The sequence below is a fragment of the Sphaerisporangium sp. NPDC051011 genome, from assembly GCF_040653595.1.
Taxonomy (GTDB): Bacteria; Actinomycetota; Actinomycetes; order Streptosporangiales; family Streptosporangiaceae; genus Sphaerisporangium.
On the sequence record NZ_JBFAGG010000003.1, the window covers coordinates 455,040 to 480,872 of the forward strand.

The window sequence follows — 25,833 nt, forward strand, 5'->3', positions numbered from 1 at the left end:
GGCTCCCGGGATGCGCAAGATGTCGGCGCGTGGCGGTGCCCGACGCGCAACGCGCACCCGTACCGAGGGTGCGCGTCGCCGTCATTCGCAGATGCGAGGGGTATCGCAGTCGCTGCCGTTGTCGCGCTGGTGTCCGCGGCGGGCATCGCGGTCGAAGATGCCCAGGATTTCACACGGCCCGCCTTCGGAGCCGATGGCGTGCGGCATCATGGTGGGGAACTCGGCGGCCTGGTTGGTCTCGAGACGGAAGCGCCGGTGGCCCAGCATGAGCATCGCGGTGCCGGAGAGCACGACCAGCCATTCCCGGCCGGGGTGGGCGCGCATGCGGGAGGGGTTGTCGGGCGGTGGCTCGGTCATGCGCTGGCGTACGACGCTCATGCCGGGGTCGCCCTTCACGGGCCAGCGCATCAGGCTGTGGGCGCCGTCGATCATCGGGCTGGTGACGACGTCGTCGGCGGCGGTCTCGACGAGCTGGTCGAGGGTGGTGTCCAGGGCACGGGCGAGGGTGACGAGCTGGTCCAGGGCGAGGCGGCGCTGACCGTTCTCGATGCGGCTCAGTGAGGACTGGCTGAGGTTGGCGCGGGTGGCCAGTTCTTCCAGGGACCAGCCCTGCGCGACCCGCAGGGCGCGGATGCGTTTGCGTACGAGGCTGTCCAGCTCTCCACTTTCTTGCGTCATGCGCACCATCGTATGCCCTTCTCGCAATACGGGTTTAACGTCGTGTGCAGTAGGCCCGCAGCGGCTGGGGCCACGCACGAGAAAAGGGCGCGACATGTCTGTGCAGACTTCCCGCTACGCGAGCGACGCACTGCCTGGTGAGACCGTGGACGTCGTGGTGATCGGCGCCGGCCCCGCGGGCTTGAACGGTGCGTTGATGCTGGCCCGCTCCCGTCGCACGGTGGTCGTGATCGACAGCGGCACCCCGCGTAACGCGCCCGCCGAGGCCATGCACGGCTTCATCGTGCTGGACGGCACGCCGCCCACCGAGCTGCTCAAGCGGGGCCGGGAGCAGGTGCGCCGGTACGGCGGCCGGATCGTATTCGGAGAGGTGACCTCTGCCGAACCGGCCGCCCCGGCCGCCGACGGTGATCTGCGTTTCATGGTCACCCTGGCCGACGGCGGCACGGTGACGGCGCGCCGCGTGCTGGTGGCCACCGGCCTGCGGGACGTGCTGCCGGACGTGCCCGGCCTCGCCCGGCACTGGGGGCACGGTGTGGTGCACTGCCCGTACTGCCACGGCTGGGAGGTGCGCGACGAAGCGATCGGCATCCTCGCCGCCGGCCCCGCCACGATCCACCACGCGCTCCTGTACCGCCAGCTGACCGACGACCTCGTCTACTTCACCCACGGCACCGATCTCGACGAGAACACCCGCGCGCGCTTCGCCGCCCGCGACATCCGCATCATCGACACCCCGGTGCGGGAGGTCATGACGAGCGAGGACGGCGGCATCGCGGGAGTGCGCCTGACCGATGGCACGGTCGTGGCCCGCCGCGTCCTCGCGGTCGCCACGCGGATGCAGGCCCGCACCGAGGGCCTGAGCGGCCTGAAGCTGCCGATGGAGGACCTGCCCGACAACATGGGCCGCCGCTTCGCCTCCGGCATGGCCGGCACCACCGAGGTGCCGGGCGTGTGGGTCGCCGGCAACGCCACCGACCTGACCGCCCAGGTGGGCGCCTCCGCCGCGGCGGGCGCTCTGGCGGGCTCCCACATCAACGCCCTCCTGGCCACCGCCGACACCGACGCGGCCCTTGCCGCGGCCCGGACCGGCACCACCGTCTGACGTCAGGGCTCGTACCAGCCCGCACCCCCCGCGTTCAGCCGCGCGTGGTGGCCGGACCCCTACTCCATCCACTTCGGCGACCGGACCTGCTCCGGCGCCTGACCCTGCATGCCCATTTTGAGAGGGATCCATGAGTACGAGCCAGCAACCACAGGTGGCGGCCGCTGACGGAAGCGGCGGAGGCGCACCGGATGCGCGTCAGCTGCGAGCCATTCTGATTGCCGTCTGCATCGCGCTGATGGCCGTCATCGCGTCGGTGTCCGGGCTGAACGTCGCCCAGACGCACATGGCCGTCGAGTTCGGCGCCTCACAGAACATCATTTTGTGGATCATCAACATCTACACCCTGACCCTGGCCGCGCTGCTGCTGCCGCTCGGCGCGATCGGTGACCGCCTGGGCCGCAAGCCCATGCTGATCGCCGGGCTGGGCGTCTTCGGCGTCGCCGGCGTCGCGGCGGGCCTGGCTCCGACGGCCGAGGTGATGCTGGCCGCGCGCGTGGCCGGCGGTATCGGCGCCGCGATGATCATGCCCATCACTCTCGCCGTCATCACCTCCACCTTCCCCGAGGAGGAACGCGGCAGGGCGATCGGTGTGTGGACCGCCGTCGCCGGAGGCGGCGGCATCCTGGGCATGTTCCTCTCCGCGCTCCTCGTCGACGTCGCCGACTGGCGCTGGCTGTTCGTCCTGCCCGTGGTCCTGGTCATCGTGGCCCTGGCCATGACGCTGAAGTCGGTCCCCAACTCCCGCGAGAGGTCCCACCACAGATTCGACACGGTCGGCGCGCTGGTATCCACGGTCGCGGTGGTCGGGCTCATCTTCGTCCTGCAGGAGGGCCCCGAGCGTGGCTGGACCGCGCCCGCGACTCTGATCAGTCTCGCTGTCGGTCTCATCGCCGCCATCGGCTTCGTGGCCTGGGAGCTGCACCGCCGGGACGCCTCGCTGCTGGACGTGCGCCTGTTCCGTGAGCGTAGGCTGGCCGGCGGCTCGATCACGCTGCTGGTGGTCTTCGGCGTCCAGGCGGGCATCGCCGTGGTCCTCTTCCCGTTCTTCCAGGCCGTGCTCGGCTGGTCGGGGCTGGTGTCCACGCTGGCCCTGATGCCCATGGCCGTCATGATGATGATGACGTCCGGCCTCGCCGCCAAGCTGGAGGCACGCATCGGCTCCCGCACGACCATGGCCACAGGCATCGCGCTGGCCGCCGTCGGCCTGGCCCTCATAGCCCTCTTTGTCTCCGCCGACGGCGGCTACCTGACCATCCTGCCCGGCATGCTCGCCATGGGCATCGGCATGGGCCTGTCGATGACCCCCTCCACCGAGGCCATCACCGGCTCCCTGCCGCGCGAGGAGCAGGGCGTCGCCTCCGCACTCAACGACGTCACCCGCGAGTTCGGCACCGCCCTCGGCGTCGCCCTGCTCGGAGCGCTGCTGTCAGCCGGCTACCGCAGCGCCATCGACGACCGCCTGCAGGGCATTCCCCAGGGTGCCGCGGACACCGCGCGCGAAGGTATCGCCAACGCCATCGAGGTGGCGGGCAGCACCGGCTCGCACGCCCAAGACCTGATCCACGCCGCCCAGCAGTCCTTCGTCGACGGCTGGCAGCAGGCCATGTGGGCAGGCGTCGCCGTCATGGGTGTTCTGTTCGTCTACATCGCCCTGCGCGGCCCCAAGAACTCCGCCCCCGTGGCCGAAGACGACGCCGAGGTCACCGAGGCCGTCGCCGCCCGATAACGGCGTGAGCGGTGGGCGGACGGCACGAAGAACGCCGTCCCAGGGTTGCGCGTTGGGCACCGCGACCTCGCCGTGCCCAACGCCCAACGCCGACCGTCTCAGCTCTCGGACCACCACCAAGCAGTGCCGACCACCCAGACACCGATCAGGAGTACCACGGATGAGCACCATCGAACTGACCGCAGACAACTTCAACGAGGTCATCTCCGGCAACGACTTCGTCATAATCGATTTCTGGGCCGAATGGTGCGGCCCCTGCCGAAAGTTCGGACCGGTATTCGAGCGGGTCTCAGAGAAACACGAAGGGCTCGTCTTCGCCAAGGTCGACACCGAGGCTCAGCGGGAACTGGCCGGGGCATTCGAGATCACCTCGATCCCCACCCTCATGATCGTGCGCGAGAGCATCCTCGTCTTCCGCCAGGCCGGCTCACTGCCGGAGGCCGCCCTCGACGACCTCATCAACCAGGCACGCGGCCTCGACATGAACGACGTACGCGCCTCCGTCGCCGCCGAGTCGGCGACCTGATGGACAGGTGCTCACGCCGGACCGAGCGGCATGACATCCAGTGCGACGTAGGGCCTGCCTTGTAGTTGCAGGCCGATGCCGCGGTGCCGGGCGGACACGAATTCGTGCGGGCCCGATGGCGCCGGGCCCAGCGCGCGGAGGCGTCCCACTCCGGCGGAAGCATCTCTCACAGGGACGCCTTGAGGCCGGAGCCGCAGAGCGGCGCCACGACCGGACCGGCGGCGACCAGGGGAGAGCCCTCGGCGCGCAGCCGCCGCACGGCCGCGTAGGAGACCGCGCCCGTGGGCTCGACCCACAGGCCCCGGGCGGCGAGCGCGGCGTGCGCCTCGGCGATCTCGTCCTCGCCGACGGTGACGAACACGCCGCCGGTGTCCGCGACGGCCTCCAGGATGCGCGATCCGCGGGCGGGGCCGGCGATGGCGATGCCCTCGGCGACGGTGCCGCCCGGCCGTACCGCCCGCGGCTCCTTCTCGCCCGCCGACCAGGCGGCGGCCAGCGGGGCGCACAGCTCGGCCTGGACGGCGACGATGCGCGGCACGCGGTCGATGACACCGGCGGCGCGCAGTTCGGCGAAGCCGCGGTGGGCGCCGAGCACCAGGGTGCCGTTGCCCGCGGGCAGCACCAGCGTCTCGGGCACGACGCCGCCGAGCTGCTCGAAGATCTCCAGCGAGTAGGTCTTGGTGCCCTCGTGGAAGTAGGGGTTGTACACATGGCTGGCGTAGAACGCGCCGGTCTCCTCCACGCGGGCGATGGCGGCGGCGGCCGTGTCCTCGCGCGAGCCCTCGACCACGACGACCTCGGCGCCGTGCCCGCGGATCTGCAGCAGCTTCTTCTCGCTGGTACCGGCGGGGACGAAGATCTGCGCCGGGACGCCGGCGCGGGCCGCGTAGGCGGCCACCGCGGTCCCGGCGTTGCCGCTGCTGTCGGCCACCAGCCGCTCCGCGCCGAGCGCGCGGGCGAGCGCCACGAGCACGACCGCGCCCCGGTCCTTGAAGGAGCCGGTGGGGGAGGCGAACTCCATCTTGAGATACAGCCCTCCGCCCTCCTCGACCAGCGGGGTGCCGCCCTCGCCGAGCGTGACCTCCCGCCAGGGCACGTCCCCGGCGTCCAGGTAGCGCCACAGCGAGGAGACGCCGGTCGCGGCCGGCCACCGCGCCGGGGCGAGCGGCAGGTCCAGCAGGCCGCCGCAGTCGCAGCGCCAGCGGCCGGCGGCCGGGGCGTGCGAGCGCCCGCAGCGGCATTCGTACGGAGTGAGCATGCGACCTCTTCGACATCGTGCTAGAAGTAACGGCTGCTACTGAAACATCGGTTTCATCCCATGGGTGCTGTGGCGTGCCGGCTCACCCGCGCACGTCCACCATCATGCTCACGGTGAAGAACGCGAACAGCGCGACGGCGCCGACGATCACCAGGGCCGTGCCGGAGAGGATGCCCGCCGTCATCGCCAGTACGGCGAGCGCCAGCGCGGCGACGACCGCCGCGGCGATCTTCCAGTCGTCTCCGATGATGAAGTCGTACCAGAACATCACGAAGCCCTTGAGGAACTTCATCGGGCCATCTCCTTCCCGAGCGCCGCGACCGGGGCGGGGCGCTTCAGCTTGGGCAACACGACGACGAGGACGCGGGAGAGCAGCAGCCAGCCGGCCAGCAGGACCAGGATCGACAGGTCGCCGCCGGGCCAGTCCAGGCTCTCGTGGCCGATGCCGAACACGCCGAGGCCCTCGACCGCCCAGTAGGTGCCGAAGGAGGCCAGGAGCAGGCCCACCCCGTACTTGAGGGTGTTCTCCGGGATCATCGAGAGCGGGCGGTGCAGCAGCGCGCCGAGCAGCAGCACGATGCCTCCGGCCACGACCGCCCCCCACACCGCGGTGGGCACGTCGCCGGCGCTGAGGCCGAAGGTGATGACGATGAAGACCACCTCGACGCCCTCCAGGAAGACGCCTTTGAAGGAGACGACGAAGGCGAAGGAGTCGATGCCGAAGCGCCGGCGGGAGCCGGCCGCCTTGGCGGCGGCGGTCTGGCCGGCGTACTCCTCGGTCTCGTCGTGCATCGCCTTGAGGCCGCTGGAGCGCAGGGTGGCCTTGCGCAGCCACTGCAGTCCGAAGATCAGCAGCAGTGTGCCGACGGTGAGCTGGAGCGCGGCCTCGGGGAGCCAGGTGCTCAGCGCGTAGCCGGCCGCCATGGTGAACGCCGCGAGGGCCACCAGCGCGGCGGCGGTGCCCGCGAGGGCGGATCGCCAGCCACGGGTGAAGCCCATGGCCAGCACGATGGTCAGTGCCTCGACGAACTCGACGAACGAGGCGAGGAAGGTGGAGCCGACCAGACCCAGGGTCGTCCCTTGCACCGATGATCTCCCTGGTGTGTGTAGCAGATGTTTCATCGAAACGATAGTTATTTTGTTCTGGGTATGTCAACGGCTGGTAATCTGGGCCGGTGGCGAAGGAATCCGAGATCGGGCGGCGGTGGTTGCTGCTCATCTACCGCGTGCCGTCCCAGTCGTCCAAGGCGCGCGTCGCCGTCTGGCGCGACCTCAAGCGGCTCGGCGCCCTCTACCTCCAGCAGGCGGTCTGCGTGCTGCCCGACCGCGAGGAGCTGCGGGCGGCCCTGGGGCGCGTGTGCGAGCGCATCGCCGAGCTGGAAGGTTCCAGCCACTTCTTCGTCCTCGACGACGTCGACGACCGCGAGCAGGAGCAGATCGTCGACGGCTTCCGCGCCAACTCCACCAAGGAGTACGAGGAGATCGTCGAAGAGTGCGAGACGAAGTTCTTCAAGGAGATCGAGTTCGAGCGCTTCCGCGAGAACTACACGTTCGAGGAGGCCGAAGAGATCCGGCAGGATCTCGAGAAGCTGCGCCGCTGGCTGCGCAAGGTCGAGGGCCGCGACTGGATCGGCGTCCCCAGCCGCGACAAGGCCCGCGAGCGGGTCGCCGAATGCGAACGGCTCCTGGAGGACTTCGAGGCCGACGTCGCCGAGCGCGTCGGCGAGGCGGGCTGAGGCCCGGAGTCAGATGTCGCGAAGGCCCGTGATCAGAGCCGAGGCCCGTGATCAGAGAGGCGGGCGGACGCCGCCGTGGCCGGTGGCCCGCTCGATGGCGTGGGCGACCCGCAGCACGGTGAGGTCCGCCCACGGCCGTCCGACGATCTGCACGCCCACCGGCAGCCCTTCCGGGGTGAACCCGCAGGGGACCGACGCCGCGGGGGCGTGCAGGACGCTGATCCAGTACGCCGAGCGCATCCACGCCAGGTAGTCCGGCATCGGCGTGCCCGCCACCTCGGTGACGTACGGCTGGTCGACGGGGAACGGCGGCACCTGGCTCACGGGGGCGACGAGCACGTCGTAGCCGTCGAAGAACGCGTTCATGCGCTGGAACAGGGCGCTGCGCAGGCGCTCGGCGCGGGCGAGGTCGGCGGCAGTGACCGCGCGGCCCCGCTCGACGTTCCAGGCGACGTTGGGGCCCACCATGTCGGCGGGCAGGCCGCCGAAGGCGTTCAGGTAGTGCCAGGCGCGCAGGGTGCGGAAGGACTCCTCGGCCGGGGACAGGTCCAGGTCGACCTGCTCGACCTTGGCGCCGAGCCCGGCCAGCACCGCGGGGGCCTCCGCAGTGACGGCCGCCGTCCGCGGGTCCACGGGCAGGCCGCCGAGGTCGGGGCTGAAGGCGACCCGCAGCCCCGTGACGTTGGGGTCGAGGGAGGCGGCGAAGGCCGACCCGTCCTCGCGGATCGCGAACGGCGAGGTGGGCGCGAAGCCGGAGATGACGCTCATGAGCAGCGCGGCGTCGCCCACCGTGCGCGCCATCGGCCCGGAGACGCCGAGCGTGAACCACGCCGAGGTGGGGGAGGCGTCCGGCACCCGGCCGGGTGTGGGGCGCAGGCCGACCACGTTGCAGAAGGACGCGGGGTTGCGCAGCGACCCGCCCATGTCGGAGCCGTCGGCCAGCGGCACCATGCCCGAGGCCAGGGCGGCGGCCGCCCCTCCGCTGCTGCCGCCGGCGCTGCGGGACAGGTCGTAGGGGTTGCGGGTCGCGCCGAACACCTCGTTGACGGTGTGCGAGCCGGTGCCGAACTCGGGCGTGTTGGTCTTGCCGACGGTCACGGCGCCCGCCGCCCGGGCGCGCCGCACCACCAGGGCGTCGGCGGCGGGGACGTGGTCGGCGAACAGCCGCGAGCCGTAGGTGGTGCGGACGCCGGCGGTGTCGGTCAGGTCCTTGTAGGCGATGGGCAGGCCGTGCAGCGGGCCGTGCCACCGGCCGCGGGCGGCGTCCTCGTCCAGCTCGCGGGCCTGGTCGAGCGCGAGGTCGGCGGTCAGCGTGACGATCGCGTTGACCTCGCGGCCGACCTCGTCGATCCGCCGCAGGTGCGCCTCGGCCAGCTCGGTGGCGCTGATCTGCCTGGATCGCAGCAGGTCGCGCATTTCGAGCGCGGAGAGGTAGAACAACTCGGTCGATTCGCCCATCGTGACCTCTCGGTTCGTCCTCGCCTCATTCTGATCGCCCTGACCACACCAGTCTGTCGGCGGGGCGCCCTCGCGGGCGATGGCAAGACCTGATCAACCGGTGGGTCAGGACTGCTTGGCGATGGAGGCGGTCGCCGCCCGCGTGAGGCGGACCAGCTCGGCGGGCGCGGTCTCGATCTGCAGGCCCCGGCGGCCGGCCGAGAAGTAGATCGTCTCGAACTCCAGCGCCGAGGAGTCGACCACGGTGGGCAGGGCCTTGCGCTGCCCGAGCGGGCTGATGCCGCCGACGACGTAGCCGGTCACCCGCTCGACCTTGGCGGCGTCGGCCATGGCGGCGCGCTTGCCGCCCAGGGCGGCGGCGAACGCCTTCAGGTCCAGCTTGCCGGACACCGGCACGACGGCGACGGCGAGCCCGGACTCGACCTCGGCCACGAGGGTCTTGAAGATGCGCGCGTAGGGCAGGCCGAGCGCGTCGGCGGCCTCCTCGCCGTACGCCTGGGCGTTCGGGTCGTGGTCGTAGGGGTGGAGGCTGAAGGCGGCGCCCGCCTGGGTCAGGGCGACGGTCGCGGGAGTGCCCTGGCCTCCCTTGCTCTTCGTCTTGCTCACGGCGCTGAGCTTAACGCGAAGTTAAAATCTACAATGTAAAGGCGCCGTCCGAATGGCGGACCAAGACCGGACCGGGGCGCCGCCCTCCGTAGACTGGACCGGTGATATCCCGTATCGACCTGCGCGGGTCCCTTCCCGAGGACCTGCGCCACGTGCTGCCCCGCGCCGAGCTCGACGTCGAGGCCGCCCTGGCGAAGGTGCGGCCCGTGTGCGACGACGTTCGCCATAGGGGCCTCGCGGCCGTGCGGGAGCTGACCGCCCGGTTCGACGGCGTCGAGCTGGAGTCCACCCGCGTGCCCGCCGAGGCGATCGCCGAGGCCGCCGCCGGGCTCGGCCCCGACGTCCGCGCCGCCCTGGAGGAGTCGATCCGCCGCGCCCGGCTCGTCCACCACGACCAGCGCCGCACGGACGTGACCACGCACGTCGTCCCGGGCGGGACGGTCACCGAGCGGTGGGTGCCCGTCGAACGGGTGGGCTTGTACGTGCCCGGGGGCCGCGCGGTGTACCCCTCCAGCGTCGTCATGAACGTCGTGCCCGCCCAGGAGGCCGGGGTGCCGTCCCTGGCGGTGACGTCCCCGCCGCAGGCCGACTTCGGCGGGCTGCCCCACCCGACCATCCTCGCGGCGTGCGCGCTGCTCGGCGTGGACGAGGTCTACGCCGTCGGCGGCGCCCAGGCCGTGGCGATGTTCGCCTACGGCACCGAGGAATGCGCGCCGGTCTCCATGGTCACCGGTCCGGGCAACATCTGGGTCGCCGCCGCCAAGCGCCTGCTCAAGGGCCGCATCGGCATCGACTCCGAGGCCGGTCCCACCGAGATCGCCGTCCTCGCCGACGATACCGCCGACCCGGCGCACGTCGCGGCCGACCTGATCAGCCAGGCCGAGCACGACGTGATCGCCGCCGCCGTGCTCGTGACCACCAGCGAGAAGCTCGCCGAGGCCGTCGAGAAGGAACTGCCCGGCCAGGTCGCCGCCACGCGCCACTCCGAGCGCATCGCCGAGGCCCTGTCGGGCCGCCAGTCGGGCATCGTGCTGGTCTCCAGCCTGGAGGACGGGCTGAAGGTCGTCGACGCCTACGCCGCCGAGCACCTGGAGATCCAGACGGCCGGCGCGGCCGAGGTCGCCGCCCGGGTGCGCAACGCGGGCGCGATCTTCGTCGGCCCCTACTCCCCGGTGTCCCTCGGCGACTACCTCGCCGGGTCCAACCACGTGCTGCCGACCGGCGGCTGCGCCTGCCACTCCTCGGGCCTGTCGGTGCAGACGTTCCTGCGCGGCGTCCACGTCGTCGACTACACGCGCGAGGCGCTCGCCGAGGCCGCCGCGCACGTCTACGCGCTGTCGGAGGCCGAGGACCTCCCCGCCCACGGCGCAGCCGTCCGGGCCCGGTTCGGCGGGGGGACGCGATGACGGCGGACGCGGCCGGCCGCAGGGCCACGCTGGCCGACCTGCCCATCCGCGACGACCTGCGCGGGCGCTCGGCGTACGGCGCGCCGCAGATCGACGTGCCGGTGCGGCTGAACACCAACGAGAACCCCTACCCGCCCTCACCGGGCCTGGTCGCCGACCTCGCCGAGGCCGTGCGGCGCGACGCCTCCGAGCTCAACCGCTACCCCGACCGCGACGCCGTCGCCCTGCGCGAGGACCTCGCGGCCTACCTCGGCCACGGGCTGGGCGTCGAGCGGGTGTGGGCGGCCAACGGGTCCAACGAGGTGCTCCAGCAGATCCTGCAGGCGTTCGGCGGGCCGGGCCGGTCGGCCATGGGGTTCGAGCCGTCCTACTCCATGCACCCGATCATCACGACCGGCGCCGCCACCCGGTGGATCTCCGGCGCCCGTGAGGACGATTTCGGCATCGACCCCGGCAAGGCCGTGGCCGCCGTCGAGGAGCACCGTCCCGACATCGTGTTCCTGACCAGCCCGAACAACCCGACCGGCACGGCGCTGCCGCTGGAGGTCATCCGGCGGGTGGCCGAGGCCGCGCCCGGCATGGTCGTCGTGGACGAGGCGTACTTCGAGTTCGCCCGCACCGGCACGCCGAGCGCGCTGAGCCTGCTGCCGGGCAACCCGCGGCTGATCGTCACGCGCACGATGTCCAAGGCGTTCGCCATGGCCGGCACCCGGCTCGGCTACCTCGCCGCCGACCCGGCCGTGATCGAGGCGCTGCTGCTGGTGCGCCTGCCCTACCACCTGTCCACGCTGACGCAGGCCGCGGCGCGGGTCGCGCTCGCGCACCGCGACGAGCTGCTCGGCACGGTCGACCGGCTGCGCGCCGAGCGCGACGCCTGCGTGCGGTGGCTGCGCGAGCGGGGCCTGTCCGTGGCCGACTCCGACGCCAACTTCGTGCTGTTCGGGTGTTTCCCGGACCGGCGCGCGGTGTGGCAGGGGCTGCTGGAGCGCGGCGTGCTGATCCGCGAGGTCGGGCCGCCGCGGTGGCTGCGCGTCTCGGTCGGCACCTCCGGCGAGATGGCGGCCTTCCGCGAGGCGATGTCCGCCGTGCTGGAGGACCTCCCGGCGCCCGCCGCCGCGGACCCGTCCCGATCAACCCCCGCGGCCGGAACGTCCGGACGCGGCGACCTGGAGGCGATCCTGTGACCAGTCCCGCCGTACGCGAGCCGAGGCCGCGCACCGGCCGCGTGGAGCGTACGACCAAGGAGACCTCGGTGCTGGTGGAGGTCGACCTCGACGGCACCGGCCGGGTCGACGTGGCCACCGGCGTGGGCTTCTTCGACCACATGCTCGCCCAGCTCGGCAAGCACGGCCTGTTCGACCTGACCGTCAAGACCGACGGCGACCTGCACATCGACTCCCACCACACCATCGAGGACACCGCGCTCGCGCTGGGCGCCGCCTTCCGCGAGGCCCTGGGCGACAAGTCCGGCATCCGGCGGTTCGGCAGCGCGTCGTGCCCGCTGGACGAGGCGCTGGCCGAGGTCACCGTCGACCTGTCCGGCCGCCCCTACCTCGTGCACTCCGAGCCCGAGGGCATGGCCCCGATGATCGGCCCCGAGTACGACACCACCCTCACCCGGCACATCCTGGAGTCGTTCGTCGCCCAGGCCGCCGTGTGCCTGCACGTCCGCGTGCCGTACGGGCGCAACGCCCACCACATCGTCGAGGCGCAGTTCAAGGCGCTGGCCCGCGCGCTGCGCGAGGCCACCGAGCGCGACCCCCGCGCCACGGGTGTGCCGAGCACCAAGGGCGTGCTGTGACCTCCAACTGGACCGCCATCGCCATGATCTTCGTCGGTCTCTTCCTGATCGGCGGAACGTACTCCTTCGCCCGGCAGGGCATCAAGGTGGGCGCCGTCCTGGTCGGCGCCGGCGCCGTGCTGGCTCTCGCCGCGGGGGTGTTGTGGTGGTGAACGTCGTCGTCCTGGACTACGGCTCGGGCAACCTTCGCTCGGCCGAGCGCGCGCTGGCCCGCGCCGGCGCGACCGTCACCGTGACCGCCGACGCCGACGCCGCGCTCGCGGCCGACGGGCTGGTCGTGCCCGGCGTCGGCGCGTTCTCCGCCTGCATGGACGGCCTCAGGGCCGTGCGCGGCGACCAGATCATCGGCCGCCGCCTGGCCGGGGGACGTCCCGTGCTCGGCATCTGCGTCGGCATGCAGATCCTGTTCGCCGAGGGCGTCGAGCACGGCGAGCGCGCCGAGGGGTGCGGCGAGTGGCCCGGCGTCGTCGAGCGGCTGGACGCGCCCGTCCTGCCCCACATGGGCTGGAACACCGTCCAGGCGCCCGAGGGTTCGGTGCTGTTCGCCGGGCTCGATCCCGCGACGCGCTTCTACTTCGTGCACTCCTACGGCGTGCGCAAGTGGGAGCTGGAGGCCGGCCCCGGGTTCATCCCGCCGCTGGTCACCTGGGCCGAGCACGGCGTGCCGTTCGTCGCGGCCGTCGAGAACGGGCCGCTGTCGGCCACGCAGTTCCACCCGGAGAAGTCCGGGGACGCCGGGGCCACGCTGCTCAAGAACTGGCTGGGCACGCTGTGAGCCCGCGCGGCACGGCCTTACCGGGCGGGTACGGCCCGCTCGCCGTGGCCCGTACCCTCGGTTAGGGGGTCGTGTGAGCAAGGAGCGCGCCCGCCGCCGCGCCGAGCGGGAGGCCGAGCATGCCCGGCAGGCCGCCGCGCGCGCCGAGCGCGAGGCCAGGCTCGCCCGGCGGCGCGCGCGCTGGAACCGCCTGACGGGGCGCGTCCCCCGTCCGATCCGGCCCCGTCTGATTCGAGTGGCTCGCCAGGGCGGCCTGATCGCCCGGCGCCACCGCGCGCAGAACGCCGTCGTGGCCGTGCTGTTCGTGCTCGTGCAGGCCCTGGCCTGGATCCTGCTCGACGGGTGGGCCGCCCGGGCGGGCGTCCTGGTGTTGTCCCTACTGCTCGTCCCGGTGCTCGTCACCGTCGTATTCGACCGGAGGTCGTGAACAATGTCGCTGGTTCTGCTCCCCGCAGTGGACGTCGCCGACGGCCAGGCCGTCCGCCTGGTACAGGGGGAGGCGGGCACGGAGACCTCCTACGGCGATCCGCTCGCCGCCGCGCTGGCCTGGCAGAGCGCGGGCGCCGAGTGGATCCATCTGGTCGACCTCGACGCCGCCTTCGGCCGGGGCTCCAACCGCGAGCTGCTGGCCTCGGTCGTGGGCGCGCTGGACGTGCAGGTGGAGCTGTCGGGCGGCATCCGCGACGACGCCTCCCTGGAGGCCGCGCTCGCCACCGGGTGCCGGCGGGTCAACATCGGCACCGCGGCCCTCGAGAACCCGATTTGGTGCTCCAAGGTGATCGCCGAGTACGGCGACAGGATCGCCATCGGCCTGGACGTGCGCGGCACCACGCTCGCCGCCCGGGGTTGGACGAAGGAGGGTGGCGACCTGTGGGAGGTGCTGGACCGGCTGGAGTCCGACGGCTGCCCCCGCTACGTCGTCACGGACGTGACCAAGGACGGCACGCTGCGCGGCCCGAACCTGGACCTGCTGCGCGACGTCTGCGCCCGCACCGACAAGCCGGTGATCGCCAGCGGCGGCGTCTCGTCCCTGGACGACCTGCGCGCGCTGTCCACGCTGGTCCCCGAGGGGGTCGAGGGCGCCATCGTCGGCAAGGCGTTGTACGCGCAGGCGTTCACGCTGGAAGAGGCGCTCGCGGCGGTGCGGTCGTGAACGGCTCGGTGGCGGGCTCGGTGTGGGGCCTGGGGGAGGGGCGGTCGTGAGCGTCGCCGTGCGCGTGATCCCCTGCCTGGACGTGGACGCCGGGCGGGTGGTCAAGGGCGTCAACTTCGAGAACACGCGGGACGCGGGCGACCCCGTCGAGCTGGCCCGGCGCTACGACGCCGAGGGCGCCGACGAGCTCACGTTCCTGGACATCACCGCCTCCTCGGGCGACCGGCAGACCATGTTCGACGTGGTGAGCCGCACCGCCGAGCAGGTCTTCATCCCGCTGACCGTCGGCGGGGGAGTGCGCTCGGTGGACGATGTCGACCGCCTGCTGCGCGCGGGCGCCGACAAGGTGTCGCTGAACACCGCCGCCATCGCCCGCCCCGAGCTGCTCACCGAGGCCTCGCGCCGGTTCGGCGCGCAGTGCGTCGTGCTGTCGGTCGACGCCCGGCGCGTGGTGGACGGCCCGCCGACGCCCTCGGGGTTCGAGGTGACGACGCACGGCGGGCGGCGGGGCACCGGCATCGACGCGATCGAGTGGGCGCGCCGCGGCCAGGACCTGGGCGTCGGCGAGATCCTGCTGAACTCCATGGACGGCGACGGCACCAAGGACGGCTACGACCTGGAGATCATCCGGGCCGTGCGCGCGGCCGTCACCGTGCCGGTCATCGCCAGTGGCGGCGCGGGGGCGCTGGACCACTTCCCACCGGCGGTGGAGGCGGGCGCGGACGCGGTGCTGGCCGCGAGCGTCTTCCACTTCGGCCATCTCACGATCGGCGACGTCAAGAAGACGCTGCGCGAGGCAGGCCACCCCGTCCGCTGAGGTCCGCCGAGGTCCTGATCGTCGTCGGATGAGCGTCCGGTGCGGCCCGGCCGCCGGGGCCCGGCCTCGACGGCCGGGCTCTCGCACCGCGCGGCGTCGGCTGGGTGCTCTGCCTGCTCCCCGTCAAGGCCGACCAGAAGTGACCCCGGGGCCCGCGATCGCTCGACCGGGCGGCGGGCTTTCGCCGGACGGGCATGGCCGGGAGGTGGTCCGCTCCCGGCCCCGTTTCCGGCCGGCCCGTCGACGCGTGCGCGGGCGGACGCGTGCGCGGGCGGACGCGTGCGCGGGTCAGCCCAGCAGGCGTGAGAAGAACATCGCGAGCTGCGACGCGCCGGAGCTGATGCCGTTGAACAGGCCCTTTACGGCGGTCGCGGCCTCGGCGGGCCGGGAGTACATGTAGAAGACCACGAAGGCGACGGCGAGGTACAACAGCACCTTTTTGGTCTTCATCGGCTGCCTCCCGCGGGTCCGGTGACGAGGTCCTACCCGGGGGCCAAAGGCCCTGATCTCCGCAATCGGTCATGGAACGACCCCGTGGCGATCATATCCACGCCACATCCGATATGACCGAAAACCGGATATTCGGTTGTGCTGTGCCTATGGTCGAGCCTTCGGCTCGGCGGTTCGGGGCGCCCCTTTAGGCCCGAACGGGGCCATGGCCTCGCTCCGCTCGGAGGGTTCGGGGGGTCAGGCGCCGAGGTGGGTGGCGTTCAGGCGGGCGATGGACATGGGGTCGCCATCGCAGGTGACGCGGGCGTGGTCCTGGCGGCCGAAGCCGTACATCAGCAGCTCGGCCGGGTCGCCGGTGACGACCACGTGCGGCTCGGCCTTCTTGGCCCCGGCCCGGCGGCCGTCGGTGTGGCGCAGTATCACGCCGACCGGCGCCCGGCGGAACATGAACCGGCCGCCGCTCGCCAGCCGCTTCCAGACGGTTTCGGCCAGATCGGCCGGCAGTTCGCGCGGCTCCCAGCCCGGCTGGGCCCGCCGGACGTCCTCGTGGTGGACCAGGAACTCCAGCGTGTTGACCATACTGTCGAGCCCGGGCACGAAGCCGTACGGCGTCCACTTGGGCGGGCCCTGGCGCACGGCGTCCACGATCTCGGCGTAGCTTTTACCGGACTTGATGCGGTTCTGCACGGACGCGGTGTAGCCGGCCAGGGCGGGGATGGCGATGCCGCCCGCCGCGTCGAACCGCCGCTCGCGGAGCACGAGGTGGGCGGCGAGGTCGGCGGTCGTCCAGCCCTCGCACAGCGTGGGCGCGTCTGGGCCCAGGTCGTCGAGGAGGTCACAGAGTGCGGCGCGCTCGGCGCGTGCGTGCGTCACCCGATCACCCTACTCATCGGCGCGTGCGGCCGATCGGGCGCGGTAGGGGCGGGAATAAACGGGTTGCTGCGGATGATAGGGATTTAGGCAGGCAACTCCCAACGCCCTACGTCGAAGCTGTGTGAAAGCCCCCGTCTTCCCCAGACGGCCCCCGTTCGAGAGGACCCCCGGCGTGCCGAGCGAGCGCGACTCCAACCCGACCGTCATGCGCCAGGGATTCCGTGTCCTCGGCCACGCCATCAGGACGGAACCGCGCGTATTCGCGGGCGCTGTGCTCGCCAGCTCCGTCTATGGGATCATGACGGTCGGCTCGTCGTGGGCGCTCGGCCGGGCCACGGAGGACGCCGTGCTCCCGGCCTTCCGCGACGGGAAGGCGAGCACCGGGGCCCTGCTCATCGCGGCCCTGCTGATCGTCGGCGTGGCCGTCCTGAAGGCGGCGGGCGTGATCGGGCGCAGGGCGCTCGCGGGCATCATGCAGTACCGCATGCAGGCCCGCTCGCGGCGCGCCGTCACCCGCCAGTACCTGCGGCTTCCCCTCGCCTGGCACCACCGCCACCCGACCGGCCAGTTGCTGTCGAACGCGAGCTCCGACGTCGAGGCGGCCTGGGCGCCGCTCGCGCCGCTGCCCATGGCCGTCGGCGTGGTCGTCATGCTGGTCACCGCCGCGGTCGCGATCCTGCTGGTGGACCCGATGCTCGCCATCGTCGGCTTCCTGATCTTCCCCGCCATCGCCGGATTGAACTTCGTCTACCAGCGCCGCCTGTCGCCCCTGATGATGCGCTCGCAGCAGGTCCGCGCCGAGGTCAGCGAGATCGCGCACGAGAGCTTCGACGGCGCGCTGGTCGTCAAGACCCTGGGCCGGGAGGACACCGAGGCCGCCCGCTTCCAGGCCGGGGCCGACCGGCTGCGGGACGCCAACATCGCCGTCGGGCGCGTGCGCGGCCTGTTCGACCCCCTGCTGGAGGCGCTGCCCACGCTGGGCGTGCTGGCCGTGCTGCTGTTCGGGTCCGTTCGGCTTCAGGCGGGCGCCGTGTCGGCGGGCGAGCTGATCCAGGTGTCCTACCTGTTCACGCTCCTGGCCTTCCCGGTGCGCGCGCTCGGCTGGGTGCTGGCCGAGCTGCCGCGCAGCGTCGTGGGCTGGACGCGGGTGCGCGCCGTGCTGGACGCGACCGGCTCGATGGAGTACGGCGGAGAGCTCCTGCCCGGTACTGGCCCCGCCCGGGTGGAGGTGCGCGATCTGACCTACGGCTACACCCGGGACGCGCCGGTGCTGTCCGGGGTCGGCTTCGACGTGCGGCCCGGCCGGACCGTCGCGATCGTCGGGCCCACCGGGTCGGGCAAGTCCACGCTGACCCAGCTGCTGGTCCGGCTGATCGACCCCGACGACGGCTCCGTCCGCGTGGACGGCGTCGACCTGCGCGACATCGCGCCGGGCCGGCTCAGCTCCGCCGTCTCGCTGGTCCCGCAGCAGACGTTCCTGTTCGACGACACCGTCCGCGGCAACCTGACCCTCGGGGACGACGGCGATCACGCCGTGCCGGACGAGAAGATCTGGGCGGCGCTGCGGCTGGCCCAGGCCGAGGGGTTCGTCAGCGCGCTGCCCAAGGGCATCGACACTCGGGTCGGCGAGCGCGGCGCGACCCTGTCGGGCGGCCAGCGGCAGCGGCTCGCGCTCGCCCGGGCCCTGGTGCGCGATCCGCGGCTGCTCATCCTGGACGACGCCACCTCCAGCGTGGACGCGCAGGTCGAGGGACGGATCCTGTTCGGCCTGCGCGAGGGGTCGCCGGAGTCGACGGTGATCGTGGTGGCCTACCGCATGGCGACGATCGCGCTGGCGGACGAGGTGGTCTACCTCGAACGTGGACGGGTCGCCGACCGCGGCACCCACAACGCGCTCCTCGGCCGCTGCAAGGGATACCGCAACCTGGTGACGGCCTACGAACGTGAGGAGGCCGAGCGCGGGGCGCTGGACGCCGGTGAGGAGATCGTGGCATGACGCTGTCGGTGAACGAGCGCTCGGCGCTGGCGACGTTCCGGCGCGGGTTCGCGCTGTCGCCGGAGTTCAAGGTCGGGCTGCCGGTGACGCTGACGCTGGCCGTGCTCGCCACGGTCGGCAAGATCATCGTTCCCATCGCGATTCAGCAGGTCATCGACCGCGGGCTGAAGGGTACGACGCCCGACCTGCCGTTCATCAGGAACGCCGTCGTGCTGTGCGCCGTCGCCGTGATGCTGACCGCGGTGTGCGGCTACCTGATGAACGTCCGGCTGTACCGCTCGACCGAGTCCGGCCTGGCCTCGCTCAGAGGCAAGGCATTCCGGCACGTCCACGACCTGTCGGTGCTCACGCAGAACACCGAGCGGCGCGGCGCGCTGGTCTCCCGGGTCACCGGCGACGTCGACCAGATCAGCACGTTCATGCAGTGGGGTGGCCTGATGGTCATCGTCTCGCTAGGTCAGTTGCTCATCGCGAGCGTGCTGATGTCCGTCTACTCCTGGCAACTCGCCCTGCTCGTCTGGGCCTGCTTCGTGCCGCTGGTGATCGCGCTGCCGCGGTTCCAGCGCTGGGTGGCCCGCGCCTACACCGAGGTCCGCGAGCGCACCGGGGACATGCTGGCCGCGGTCAGCGAGACGGTGGTCGGCAGCGCGGTGATCCGCGCGTACGGCTCGGAGGAGCGGACCGCGCGGCGGATCGACACGGCGGTGGACGCGCACCGGAAGGCGCAGACCCGGGCCCAGAAGATCGTCGCGACCACGTTCCCGATCACCGAGTTGGTGGGCGCGGTCGCCATCGCGGGCGTGGTGGTGCTCGGCGTCCACCTCGGCGTCGGCGGGACGATCTCGCCCGGGAAGCTGATCGCCTTCCTGTTCCTGATCACGCTGTTCATCAGCCCGCTGCAGACCGCCACCGAAGTGCTGAACGACGCGCAGAACGCCATTGCGGGCTGGCGCCGCGTCCTCGGCGTGCTGGACACCCCGGCGGACGTGGCCGATCCCGGCGCGGCGGGCGTCGTCCTGCCGCGCGGCGCGATCACGGTCACCTTCCAGAACGTCGGCTTCGCCTACCCCGGCGGCCCGCCCGTGCTGCACGACGTGAGCGTCGAGCTCACGCCTCGTACGCGCGTCGCGGTGGTCGGCGAGACCGGGTCGGGCAAGACCACGTTCGCCAAGCTGCTCACCCGGCTCATGGACCCGACCGATGGCCGCGTCCTGGTCGACGGCGTGGACCTGCGCAAGGTGCGCTTCTCGTCGCTGCGCGAGCGGATCGTCATGGTGCCGCAGGACGGTTTCCTGTTCGACGGCTCGCTGGCCGACAACATCCGCTACGGACGTCCCTCGGCCACCGACGCCGAGATCACGCTCGCCCTCACCGAGCTCGGCCTCACCGACTGGCTGGAGGGCCTGCCTGCCGGGCTGGAGACTCCGGTCGGCCAGCGCGGCGAGTCGCTGTCGGCGGGCGAGCGCCAGCTCGTCGCCCTGGCCCGCGCCTACCTGGCCGACCCCGACCTGCTGCTGCTCGACGAGGCGACCTCCGCCGTCGACCCGGCCACCGAGGTGCGCATCGCCCGCGCCCTGGACGGGGTCACGCGCGGACGCACGGCCGTGTCGATCGCCCACCGCCTGTCCACCGCCGAGGCGGCCGACGAGGTGCTGGTGTTCGAGCACGGCCGCGTCGTCCAGCGGGGCCCGCACGAGGAGCTGCTGCGCGAGGACGGCGTGTACGCCGACCTCTACGCGTCCTGGACCTCCGGCGCCCACACGTCCTGACCCGCCTCCCGGCCGCCGCCCGCCGGGAGGTCCTTCTCGAAGATCAGGTGGTCCAGCGTCTCGACGGGGACGGACAGGTCGTGCAGCGGCCGGTACCCGGCGCGCAGGTACAGCCCGGCGGCCTCCGGCTGGCGGGGGCCGGTCGTCAGGTGGACGCGCCGGTAACCCCGGCGGGCCGCCTCCTCCTCCAGCGCCCGCACGACCAGCAGCCCGAGCCCCCGCCTGCGGTGGCCGGAGTGGGTCCAGATCCGCTTGAGCTCGGCCGTCACGGCGTCGTACCGGCGGAACGCGCCCCCGGCCACCGTCACGCCGCGCTCGACCAGGATCAGGAACGCGCCGCCCGGCGGGGCGAACTCGGCGTCGGGGTAGCGGCCGAGCTCGTCGTTCGGCCCGTACCTGGTGTGGTACTCCAGGTGGAGGCCGGCCAGCAGGGGCGCGGCGGCGGGGTCGCGCACCTCCACCTGGCGGATCTCGATCGTCTCCGTGGCGGCGGGCGGCGTGGCGGCGTCGTGGGTCATGCGGCGGGGGCTCACTTCTTCTGGCGTGGCAGGCCCGGGGGGTTGACCTGCGAGGTCGGGATGGCCTCGTTCGACAGTCCCCAGCGCTTGAGCACCTCGGCGTACTTCCCGTTCTTGATCACGGTGTTCAGCGCCTCGGAGACGGGCTGGACGAGCCCGTTGCCCTTCTGGGTCATGGCGGCGATGAGGCCCTGCAGGGACTCGCCGGCGCCGGACAGCGTCCCGACGATCTTGGTGTCCCCGCTCACCGCCGCATGGTATGCCGAGGTCGGGTTCGGGCCGAAGTAGGCGTCGATGCGGCCGGACTTCAGGGCCAGGTAGTAGTCGGCGGGCCGCTGGTAGTACTGCACCTCGATGGGGGTGAGACCGGCCTTCTTGTTCTGCTCGTCCCAGTCCAGCAGGATCTTCTCCTGGTTGGTGCCCGAGCCGACCGACACCTTCAGCCCCGCGATGTCCGACGGCTGCGCGATCTTGGTGACCTTCCCGTCCTTGGCGACCTCCCAGGCGAGCTGGTCGACGCGGTAGGTCGCGAAGTCGTAGATGTCCTTGCGTTCCTCGGTGACCGTGATGTTGGAGAACCCGACGTCGTCCTTGCCCGACTTCACCGCGAGAAAGAGGTTCTCCCACGAGGTGCGGTCCAGCCGCAGTTTCAGGCCGAGCACGTCGGCGACGAGCTGGGCGATGTCGGACTCGACGCCGATCACGGTGCTGTCGTCGTCGGCGAGGAAGGACAGCGGCGGGGTGCCGTCCCCGGTGATCCCGACGATCAACTCGCCGCGGGCGCGGATGGCCTCGGGCACCTTCGCGGCGACGTCCTCCGCCTTGTCCGCCCGGACGCGGTTCTGCTCCGGGCTGGTGTTGATCTTCAGCGGGGCGGTGGCCGCGGCGTCGGAGGCGTTGACCGGGGCGGCGGCGGGGGCGTCCCCGCCGGTGGCCGAGCCCTGACCGCAGGCCGTGGCCAGCAGCGCGAGCAGGCCGAGCGCGGCCACACGGCGGTGGGCATGACGGACCGTACGGGGGAGTGATGCCATTGCGTTCGTTCCTTTATCGAAGGTACCGAAAGGGGTCAGAGCACTTTGCTCAGGAAGGCGCGGGTGCGCTCGTGCCGGGGGGCGTCCAGCACCTGGCCGGGCGTCCCCTGCTCGACGACGCGGCCCGCGTCCATGAAGACGACGGTGTCGGCGACCTCGCGGGCGAAGCCGACCTCGTGGGTGACGACGATCATGGTCGTGCCGCTGCGGGCGAGGTCCTTCATGACGTCCAGCACCTCGCCCACCAGTTCGGGGTCCAGCGCGGAGGTCGGCTCGTCGAACAGCACGACCTTCGGCTCCAGGGCTAGCGCCCGCGCGATGGCGACGCGCTGCTGCTGGCCCCCGGACAGGCGGCGCGGGTACTCGTCCGCCTTGTCGGCCAGGCCCACGCGGTCGAGCAGCCGCGTGGCCAGCTCCTCCACCTCGGCCCGGGGACGGCGCCGCGCCGACACCGGCGCCTCGGTGACGTTCTGGCGGACGGTGAGGTGCGGGAACAGGTTGAAGTTCTGGAACACGAAGCCGATGCGCGCGCGCCTGCGCAGGATCTCCCGCTCGGGCAGCTCGTGCAGGCGGTTCCCGGCGCGGCGGTAGCCGACGAGCTCGCCGTCGATGAGGACCGAGCCGCGGTCCACCTTCTCCAGGTGGTTGACGCTGCGCAGCAGGGTGGACTTGCCGGAGCCGGAGGGGCCCATGATCACGGTCACCTCGCCGGGGTCGACCCGCAGGCTCACGTCGCGCAGGACCTCCAGCGTGCCGAACCGCTTGTGCACGCCGCGCAGCTCCACCATCGGCCGGGTCACGGCGTCCTCCCCGAGGTCTCGCCGACGGGGGCGGCGGCGCGCTCGGCGAACGCCCGGCGCAGGCGTCCGAGCGGCGTCTCGGGCAGGCGCCTGCTGGAACCCTTGGCGTAGTGCCGCTCCAGGTAGTACTGCGCGATCGACAGCACCGTGGTCAGGATGAGGTACCAGATCGCCGCGACCAGCAGCAGCGCGATGACGCGCCCGCTGCGGTTGTAGATGACCTGCGCCTGGTAGAAGAGCTCCGGCAGCGCCATGATGTACACGACCGAGGTGCCCTTGACCAGGCCGATGATCTCGTTGCCCGCGGTCGGGATGATCGTCCGCATCGCCTGCGGCAATATGATCTTGAAGATCTGCCGCGTGCGGGGGATGCCGAGCGCCGCGGCGGCCTCGAGCTGGCCGTGGTCCACCGACAGGAACCCGGCTCGCACGATCTCGGCGGCGTAGGCGCCCTGGTGGAGGGCGAGGCCGATGGCCGCCGCCGTGACCGGGCCGATCAGGTCCATCGTGCCGATCGAGAAGAACGACGGGCCGAACGGCACGCCGAACGAGATCTGCTTGTACAGCAGCGCCAGGTTGTACCAGAACAGCAGCTGCAGGATCAGCGGCACCGAGCGGAACAGCCACGTGTAGCCCCAGGCGACCGAGCTGAGCAGCGGGTTCGTGGACAGCCGCATGAGGGCGACCACCGTGCCGATCACGAAGCCGAGCACGATGCCGAGCGCGGTCAGCTGCAGCGTGAACGCCACCGCCCGCAGGATGGAGGGCGCGAACAGGTACTCGCCCACGACCGGCCAGTCCCACGCGGTGTTGGTGATCAGGGCGCTGGCCGCCATGGCGAGCAGCACCAGCACGCCGGCCGCCGCCGCCAGGCGCCCGGGATGCCGGGCGGTGACGACCTTCAGCGCCTCGCCCGGCGTGTCCTCGGGGGCGGCGACCGGCGGGGTTTCGGATGGATCCGTTCCGGTCGTGGGTGTTTCGGCCCGCCGGGTTTCGGTCGGCGCGATCGCGGAGGGCGGGGTTTCGGCCGGCACGATATCGCGGGGCACGGCCTCGGGGGAGGCGGACGGGGACGGCGCGCTGCCGGACGGCGCTGTGTTGGACGGCGCTGTGTTGGACAGCGCTGTGTTAGATGGCGCTGTGCCGGACGGCGCGGGCTTCGGGGGTACGGACATGGGGAACGCGGCTCGCTCTCAGACGGCGGACAGGCCGGCGGACCGGGCTCCGGGCGGGGTGGCCGCGCGCCGCCGCTCTTCCTCGGCGGCCTCGCGCTTGGCGGCGTCGCGCTTGGCGACCTCCTCGCGCACCAGGGGGATGACGTGCCGCCCGAAGTCGATGGCGTCGTCGAGCAGGTCGTACCCGCGCGCGGAGAGGATCTCCACCCCGAGGTCGTAGTAGTCCAGCAGTGCCTGGGCGACCGTCTCCGGGGTGCCCACCAGGGCGTTCGAGTTGCCCGCGCCCCCGGTGGCGGCGGCGGTGGGCGTCCACAGGGCGCGGTCGAAGCGCTCGCCCTGCTCGGCGATGGCGATCAGGCGTTGCGATCCGGTGTTCTCCGGCGTGTGCAAGGGATGGTTGCCCCGGACGATCGTGCCGTTCTGCCGGCGCGCCTTGATCAGGGACAGCGTGCGGTACGCCTTCTCCCAGGCCAGCTCCTCGGTCGGGGCGATGATGGGACGGAAGGCGACCTGGATCCTCGGCACGTCCTCGCGGCCGGCGTCCTTGGCGGCCCGCTTCACCGACTCGATCTGCTCGGCGGTCTGGGCCAGCGGCTCGCCCCACAGGCAGAAGATGTCCGCCTCGGAGCCGCCCGCCCGGTACGCGGCGGGGGAGGAGCCGCCGAACGACACCCGGGGCCTCGGCCGCTGGGCGGGGAAGACGTCGGAGACGAAGTCGTTGAAGCGGTAGTGCTCGCCCTCGTGGTCGAAGGGCGTGCGCGAGGTCCAGCCCTTCTTGACGATCTGGATGTACTCGCGGGTCCGGGAGTACCGCTCGTCCTTGGTGAGGAAGTCGCCCTCGCGTTGCTGCTCGTGGTCGGTGCCGCCGGTGATGAAGTGCACGGTCAGGCGGCCGTCGCTGATCTGGTCGAGGGTGGCGAAGGTCTTCAGGGCGAAGGTCGGGTAAGAGACGTTGGGTCGGTGGGCGAGCAGGATCTGCAGGTCTTCGACGCGGCTCGCGACGTACGCGGCGGCCTGGGCGGGATCGGGCGCGCCGGACCCGTAGGCGAACAGCACCCGGTCCCACCCGTACTCCTGGTGGGCGCGGGCGAGCCTGAGCGTGTACTGCTTGTCGAAGGACGGGCCGGATCGGTGTGTGGTCTCCGATCCGTCGTGCGTGCCACCGATTCCGAGAAACTCGACGGGCATGGTGGAAACCTTTCTGGCCGGGCCGGCCGTGGACGTACGAGGGGCGCGCGTGCTCCACTCCAGCACAGAGGAGGATTTCCCGTCAAGACCTACTTGTTTAGTAGGTTTTACTCACACGAAAACGGGCGCCATGCCGGCGCCCGTCCCGTCAGGCCCGCGGCGGGGTGAGCACCCCACAGACGCGCGCGACCGCGGTGGGCAGCTCATGGACCGGGGCGATGCGCTCGGCCCACGGCCACCAGAACCACCAGGTGCCCTCGCCCTGGGCGGCGAACACGACCTCCGACAGCGTCGGGACCGCCGTGCTGACCACGATCAGCTGCGGGATGCCCCCGCTGGTCTCTCCGACACGCGCGTGCAGGCCGCGAGCCTGGAGCGAGTCGCCGAGCGCCTGCAGGTGCGCGACGGCCGTGACGGCCGTGGCGGCGCCGGCGACCTCGCCGATGCTCGTCATGAGGGACTCCCTACTGTCACTCGGAACTGTCACTCGGGGTGGGCGTAGAGCCGGGGGACGTACTTCTCGCGCAGCGTCGCGTAGTGGTCCGCCAGCCGGGCGGCCGCGGTGGCGGGGGAGACCGCGAAGGTCCGTAGGGCGCCGCCCCTGCGGCTCGGATGCGGGCTCGTCCACCAGATGATGCGGCCGTCGATCCGGGCGAGCAGCCCCTGCCACAGGGAGACGGCGGCCTGGCCGTCCTCCAGGTAGTAGATGTAGGCGGGGATCTCATGGCGGGCGAGCGACGCCTGGAGCTCCTCGGCGATCCGCCGGACGTCCGCCGAGGGACGCCTGCAGACCAGCGCGGCCGCTTCGACGTGGAGGGCGGGCACGAGGTGGCTCCTCACCGGCACGGCGATCCGCGCCTGGCTCGTCCTTGGGGGGTGTGCGATGCGGGCCGGGAGTCCCGCGCCGCGACTGAGGTCGTCCAGAGTTCGGAACGGAGTTCGATGCGAGGCTAGGCTCCGGGCGCGCGCGAGATCAACGATGTTG

Annotated in this window: 29 protein-coding genes; 14 read left to right on the forward strand and 15 right to left on the reverse strand. The window is 72.1% G+C overall.

Features of this window, described 5'->3' with window-relative positions:
* Nucleotides 1–81: 81 nt before the first annotated feature.
* Nucleotides 82–678: an XRE family transcriptional regulator gene (locus AB0H21_RS09305; RefSeq protein WP_358513797.1), complete on the reverse strand. Its 597-nt coding sequence runs from the start codon at nucleotides 676–678 to the stop codon at nucleotides 82–84.
* Between the two features lie 94 nt (nucleotides 679–772).
* Between AB0H21_RS09305 and AB0H21_RS09310 the strand changes: the two genes are divergently transcribed.
* From AB0H21_RS09310 to trxA, 3 genes are all read left to right on the forward strand, one after another.
* Complete coding sequence (locus tag AB0H21_RS09310) at nucleotides 773–1,783, forward strand: NAD(P)/FAD-dependent oxidoreductase (RefSeq protein ID WP_358513799.1); 1,011 nt, start codon at nucleotides 773–775, stop codon at nucleotides 1,781–1,783.
* 130 nt (nucleotides 1,784–1,913) lie between these two features.
* The gene (locus AB0H21_RS09315; RefSeq protein ID WP_358513801.1) at nucleotides 1,914–3,512 is read left to right on the forward strand and encodes an MFS transporter; all 1,599 of its coding nucleotides are present in this window, start codon (nucleotides 1,914–1,916) and stop codon (nucleotides 3,510–3,512) included.
* Between the two features lie 160 nt (nucleotides 3,513–3,672).
* Nucleotides 3,673–4,038: a thioredoxin gene (gene trxA, locus AB0H21_RS09320; RefSeq protein ID WP_358513803.1), complete on the forward strand. Its 366-nt coding sequence runs from the start codon at nucleotides 3,673–3,675 to the stop codon at nucleotides 4,036–4,038.
* Nucleotides 4,039–4,204: 166 nt separating this feature from the next.
* Here the strand turns inward: trxA and AB0H21_RS09325 are convergent, their stop codons facing one another.
* The 3 genes from AB0H21_RS09325 to AB0H21_RS09335 all read right to left on the reverse strand — a co-directional run bounded on the left by AB0H21_RS09325 (nucleotide 4,205) and on the right by AB0H21_RS09335 (nucleotide 6,382).
* A complete protein-coding gene (locus tag AB0H21_RS09325) occupies nucleotides 4,205–5,296 on the reverse strand; it encodes a threonine synthase (RefSeq protein ID WP_358513805.1) in 1,092 nt (363 codons plus the stop codon).
* A gap of 82 nt (nucleotides 5,297–5,378) precedes the next feature.
* On the reverse strand, nucleotides 5,379–5,588 hold the full coding sequence (locus AB0H21_RS09330) for a hypothetical protein (RefSeq protein WP_358513807.1): 210 nt from the start codon (nucleotides 5,586–5,588) through the stop codon (nucleotides 5,379–5,381).
* A complete protein-coding gene (locus AB0H21_RS09335; RefSeq protein ID WP_358513809.1) occupies nucleotides 5,585–6,382 on the reverse strand; it encodes a hypothetical protein in 798 nt (265 codons plus the stop codon). The genes AB0H21_RS09330 and AB0H21_RS09335 overlap by 4 nt, the downstream gene beginning before the upstream one ends.
* An 89-nt stretch (nucleotides 6,383–6,471) precedes the next feature.
* On the opposite strand from AB0H21_RS09335, the gene AB0H21_RS09340 reads away from it, so the two are divergent.
* Nucleotides 6,472–7,032, forward strand: coding sequence for a Chromate resistance protein ChrB (locus AB0H21_RS09340; RefSeq protein WP_358513811.1), 561 nt, complete (start codon nucleotides 6,472–6,474; stop codon nucleotides 7,030–7,032).
* 51 nt (nucleotides 7,033–7,083) lie between these two features.
* Here AB0H21_RS09340 and AB0H21_RS09345 read toward each other — a convergent pair whose 3' ends face one another.
* Together AB0H21_RS09345 and ybaK are read right to left on the reverse strand one after the other, a co-directional pair.
* Complete coding sequence (locus AB0H21_RS09345) at nucleotides 7,084–8,490, reverse strand: amidase (RefSeq protein ID WP_358513813.1); 1,407 nt, start codon at nucleotides 8,488–8,490, stop codon at nucleotides 7,084–7,086.
* 105 nt (nucleotides 8,491–8,595) lie between these two features.
* Nucleotides 8,596–9,096 carry a Cys-tRNA(Pro) deacylase gene (ybaK, locus tag AB0H21_RS09350; RefSeq protein ID WP_358513815.1) on the reverse strand — a complete coding sequence of 167 codons (501 nt, stop codon included), beginning with the start codon at nucleotides 9,094–9,096 and terminating at the stop codon, nucleotides 8,596–8,598.
* A 101-nt stretch (nucleotides 9,097–9,197) separates the two neighbouring features.
* On the opposite strand from ybaK, the gene hisD reads away from it, so the two are divergent.
* From hisD to hisF, 8 genes are all read left to right on the forward strand, one after another.
* Entirely contained in the window at nucleotides 9,198–10,502 is a 1,305-nt protein-coding gene (gene hisD / locus AB0H21_RS09355) for a histidinol dehydrogenase (RefSeq protein ID WP_358513817.1), read from the forward strand.
* Entirely contained in the window at nucleotides 10,499–11,686 is a 1,188-nt protein-coding gene (locus AB0H21_RS09360) for a histidinol-phosphate transaminase (protein ID WP_358513819.1), read from the forward strand. The genes hisD and AB0H21_RS09360 overlap by 4 nt, the downstream gene beginning before the upstream one ends.
* Nucleotides 11,683–12,303: an imidazoleglycerol-phosphate dehydratase HisB gene (hisB, locus tag AB0H21_RS09365; protein WP_358513821.1), complete on the forward strand. Its 621-nt coding sequence runs from the start codon at nucleotides 11,683–11,685 to the stop codon at nucleotides 12,301–12,303. The genes AB0H21_RS09360 and hisB overlap by 4 nt, the downstream gene beginning before the upstream one ends.
* A complete protein-coding gene (locus tag AB0H21_RS09370; protein WP_358513823.1) occupies nucleotides 12,300–12,455 on the forward strand; it encodes a hypothetical protein in 156 nt (51 codons plus the stop codon). The genes hisB and AB0H21_RS09370 overlap by 4 nt, the downstream gene beginning before the upstream one ends.
* Complete coding sequence (gene hisH, locus AB0H21_RS09375; protein ID WP_358513825.1) at nucleotides 12,446–13,078, forward strand: imidazole glycerol phosphate synthase subunit HisH; 633 nt, start codon at nucleotides 12,446–12,448, stop codon at nucleotides 13,076–13,078. The genes AB0H21_RS09370 and hisH overlap by 10 nt, the downstream gene beginning before the upstream one ends.
* A 73-nt stretch (nucleotides 13,079–13,151) precedes the next feature.
* Nucleotides 13,152–13,505 carry a hypothetical protein gene (locus tag AB0H21_RS09380; RefSeq protein ID WP_358513827.1) on the forward strand — a complete coding sequence of 118 codons (354 nt, stop codon included), beginning with the start codon at nucleotides 13,152–13,154 and terminating at the stop codon, nucleotides 13,503–13,505.
* A 3-nt stretch (nucleotides 13,506–13,508) separates the two neighbouring features.
* On the forward strand, nucleotides 13,509–14,231 hold the full coding sequence (gene priA, locus AB0H21_RS09385; protein ID WP_358513829.1) for a bifunctional 1-(5-phosphoribosyl)-5-((5-phosphoribosylamino)methylideneamino)imidazole-4-carboxamide isomerase/phosphoribosylanthranilate isomerase PriA: 723 nt from the start codon (nucleotides 13,509–13,511) through the stop codon (nucleotides 14,229–14,231).
* Nucleotides 14,232–14,277: 46 nt separating this feature from the next.
* Nucleotides 14,278–15,048 carry an imidazole glycerol phosphate synthase subunit HisF gene (gene hisF, locus AB0H21_RS09390; protein ID WP_358513831.1) on the forward strand — a complete coding sequence of 257 codons (771 nt, stop codon included), beginning with the start codon at nucleotides 14,278–14,280 and terminating at the stop codon, nucleotides 15,046–15,048.
* A gap of 288 nt (nucleotides 15,049–15,336) precedes the next feature.
* Here the strand turns inward: hisF and AB0H21_RS09395 are convergent, their stop codons facing one another.
* The gene (locus AB0H21_RS09395) at nucleotides 15,337–15,498 is read right to left on the reverse strand and encodes a hypothetical protein (RefSeq protein WP_358513833.1); all 162 of its coding nucleotides are present in this window, start codon (nucleotides 15,496–15,498) and stop codon (nucleotides 15,337–15,339) included.
* Nucleotides 15,499–15,735: 237 nt separating this feature from the next.
* Nucleotides 15,736–16,371, reverse strand: coding sequence for a TIGR03085 family metal-binding protein (locus AB0H21_RS09400; protein WP_358513835.1), 636 nt, complete (start codon nucleotides 16,369–16,371; stop codon nucleotides 15,736–15,738).
* 205 nt (nucleotides 16,372–16,576) lie between these two features.
* Between AB0H21_RS09400 and AB0H21_RS09405 the strand changes: the two genes are divergently transcribed.
* Both AB0H21_RS09405 and AB0H21_RS09410 read left to right on the forward strand, forming a co-directional pair.
* On the forward strand, nucleotides 16,577–18,367 hold the full coding sequence (locus AB0H21_RS09405; RefSeq protein WP_358514232.1) for an ABC transporter ATP-binding protein: 1,791 nt from the start codon (nucleotides 16,577–16,579) through the stop codon (nucleotides 18,365–18,367).
* Entirely contained in the window at nucleotides 18,364–20,136 is a 1,773-nt protein-coding gene (locus AB0H21_RS09410) for an ABC transporter ATP-binding protein (RefSeq protein ID WP_358513837.1), read from the forward strand. The genes AB0H21_RS09405 and AB0H21_RS09410 overlap by 4 nt, the downstream gene beginning before the upstream one ends.
* On the opposite strand, the gene AB0H21_RS09415 is transcribed toward AB0H21_RS09410, so the two are convergent.
* From AB0H21_RS09415 to AB0H21_RS09445, 7 genes are all read right to left on the reverse strand, one after another.
* Nucleotides 20,100–20,654 carry a GNAT family N-acetyltransferase gene (locus AB0H21_RS09415; RefSeq protein ID WP_358513838.1) on the reverse strand — a complete coding sequence of 185 codons (555 nt, stop codon included), beginning with the start codon at nucleotides 20,652–20,654 and terminating at the stop codon, nucleotides 20,100–20,102. The two genes, AB0H21_RS09410 and AB0H21_RS09415, sit on opposite strands and share 37 nt — an antisense overlap.
* 11 nt (nucleotides 20,655–20,665) lie before the next feature.
* Complete coding sequence (locus AB0H21_RS09420) at nucleotides 20,666–21,685, reverse strand: ABC transporter substrate-binding protein (RefSeq protein ID WP_358513840.1); 1,020 nt, start codon at nucleotides 21,683–21,685, stop codon at nucleotides 20,666–20,668.
* 35 nt (nucleotides 21,686–21,720) lie between these two features.
* Entirely contained in the window at nucleotides 21,721–22,473 is a 753-nt protein-coding gene (locus tag AB0H21_RS09425; protein WP_358514234.1) for an amino acid ABC transporter ATP-binding protein, read from the reverse strand.
* Nucleotides 22,474–22,481: 8 nt separating this feature from the next.
* Nucleotides 22,482–23,534 carry an amino acid ABC transporter permease gene (locus AB0H21_RS09430; protein ID WP_358513842.1) on the reverse strand — a complete coding sequence of 351 codons (1,053 nt, stop codon included), beginning with the start codon at nucleotides 23,532–23,534 and terminating at the stop codon, nucleotides 22,482–22,484.
* A 144-nt stretch (nucleotides 23,535–23,678) separates the two neighbouring features.
* Nucleotides 23,679–24,848, reverse strand: coding sequence for an LLM class flavin-dependent oxidoreductase (locus AB0H21_RS09435; RefSeq protein WP_358513844.1), 1,170 nt, complete (start codon nucleotides 24,846–24,848; stop codon nucleotides 23,679–23,681).
* A 148-nt stretch (nucleotides 24,849–24,996) separates the two neighbouring features.
* On the reverse strand, nucleotides 24,997–25,302 hold the full coding sequence (locus AB0H21_RS09440; RefSeq protein ID WP_358513846.1) for a hypothetical protein: 306 nt from the start codon (nucleotides 25,300–25,302) through the stop codon (nucleotides 24,997–24,999).
* Nucleotides 25,303–25,331: 29 nt separating this feature from the next.
* Nucleotides 25,332–25,673 carry a hypothetical protein gene (locus AB0H21_RS09445; protein WP_358513848.1) on the reverse strand — a complete coding sequence of 114 codons (342 nt, stop codon included), beginning with the start codon at nucleotides 25,671–25,673 and terminating at the stop codon, nucleotides 25,332–25,334.
* Nucleotides 25,674–25,833: the final 160 nt, after the last annotated feature.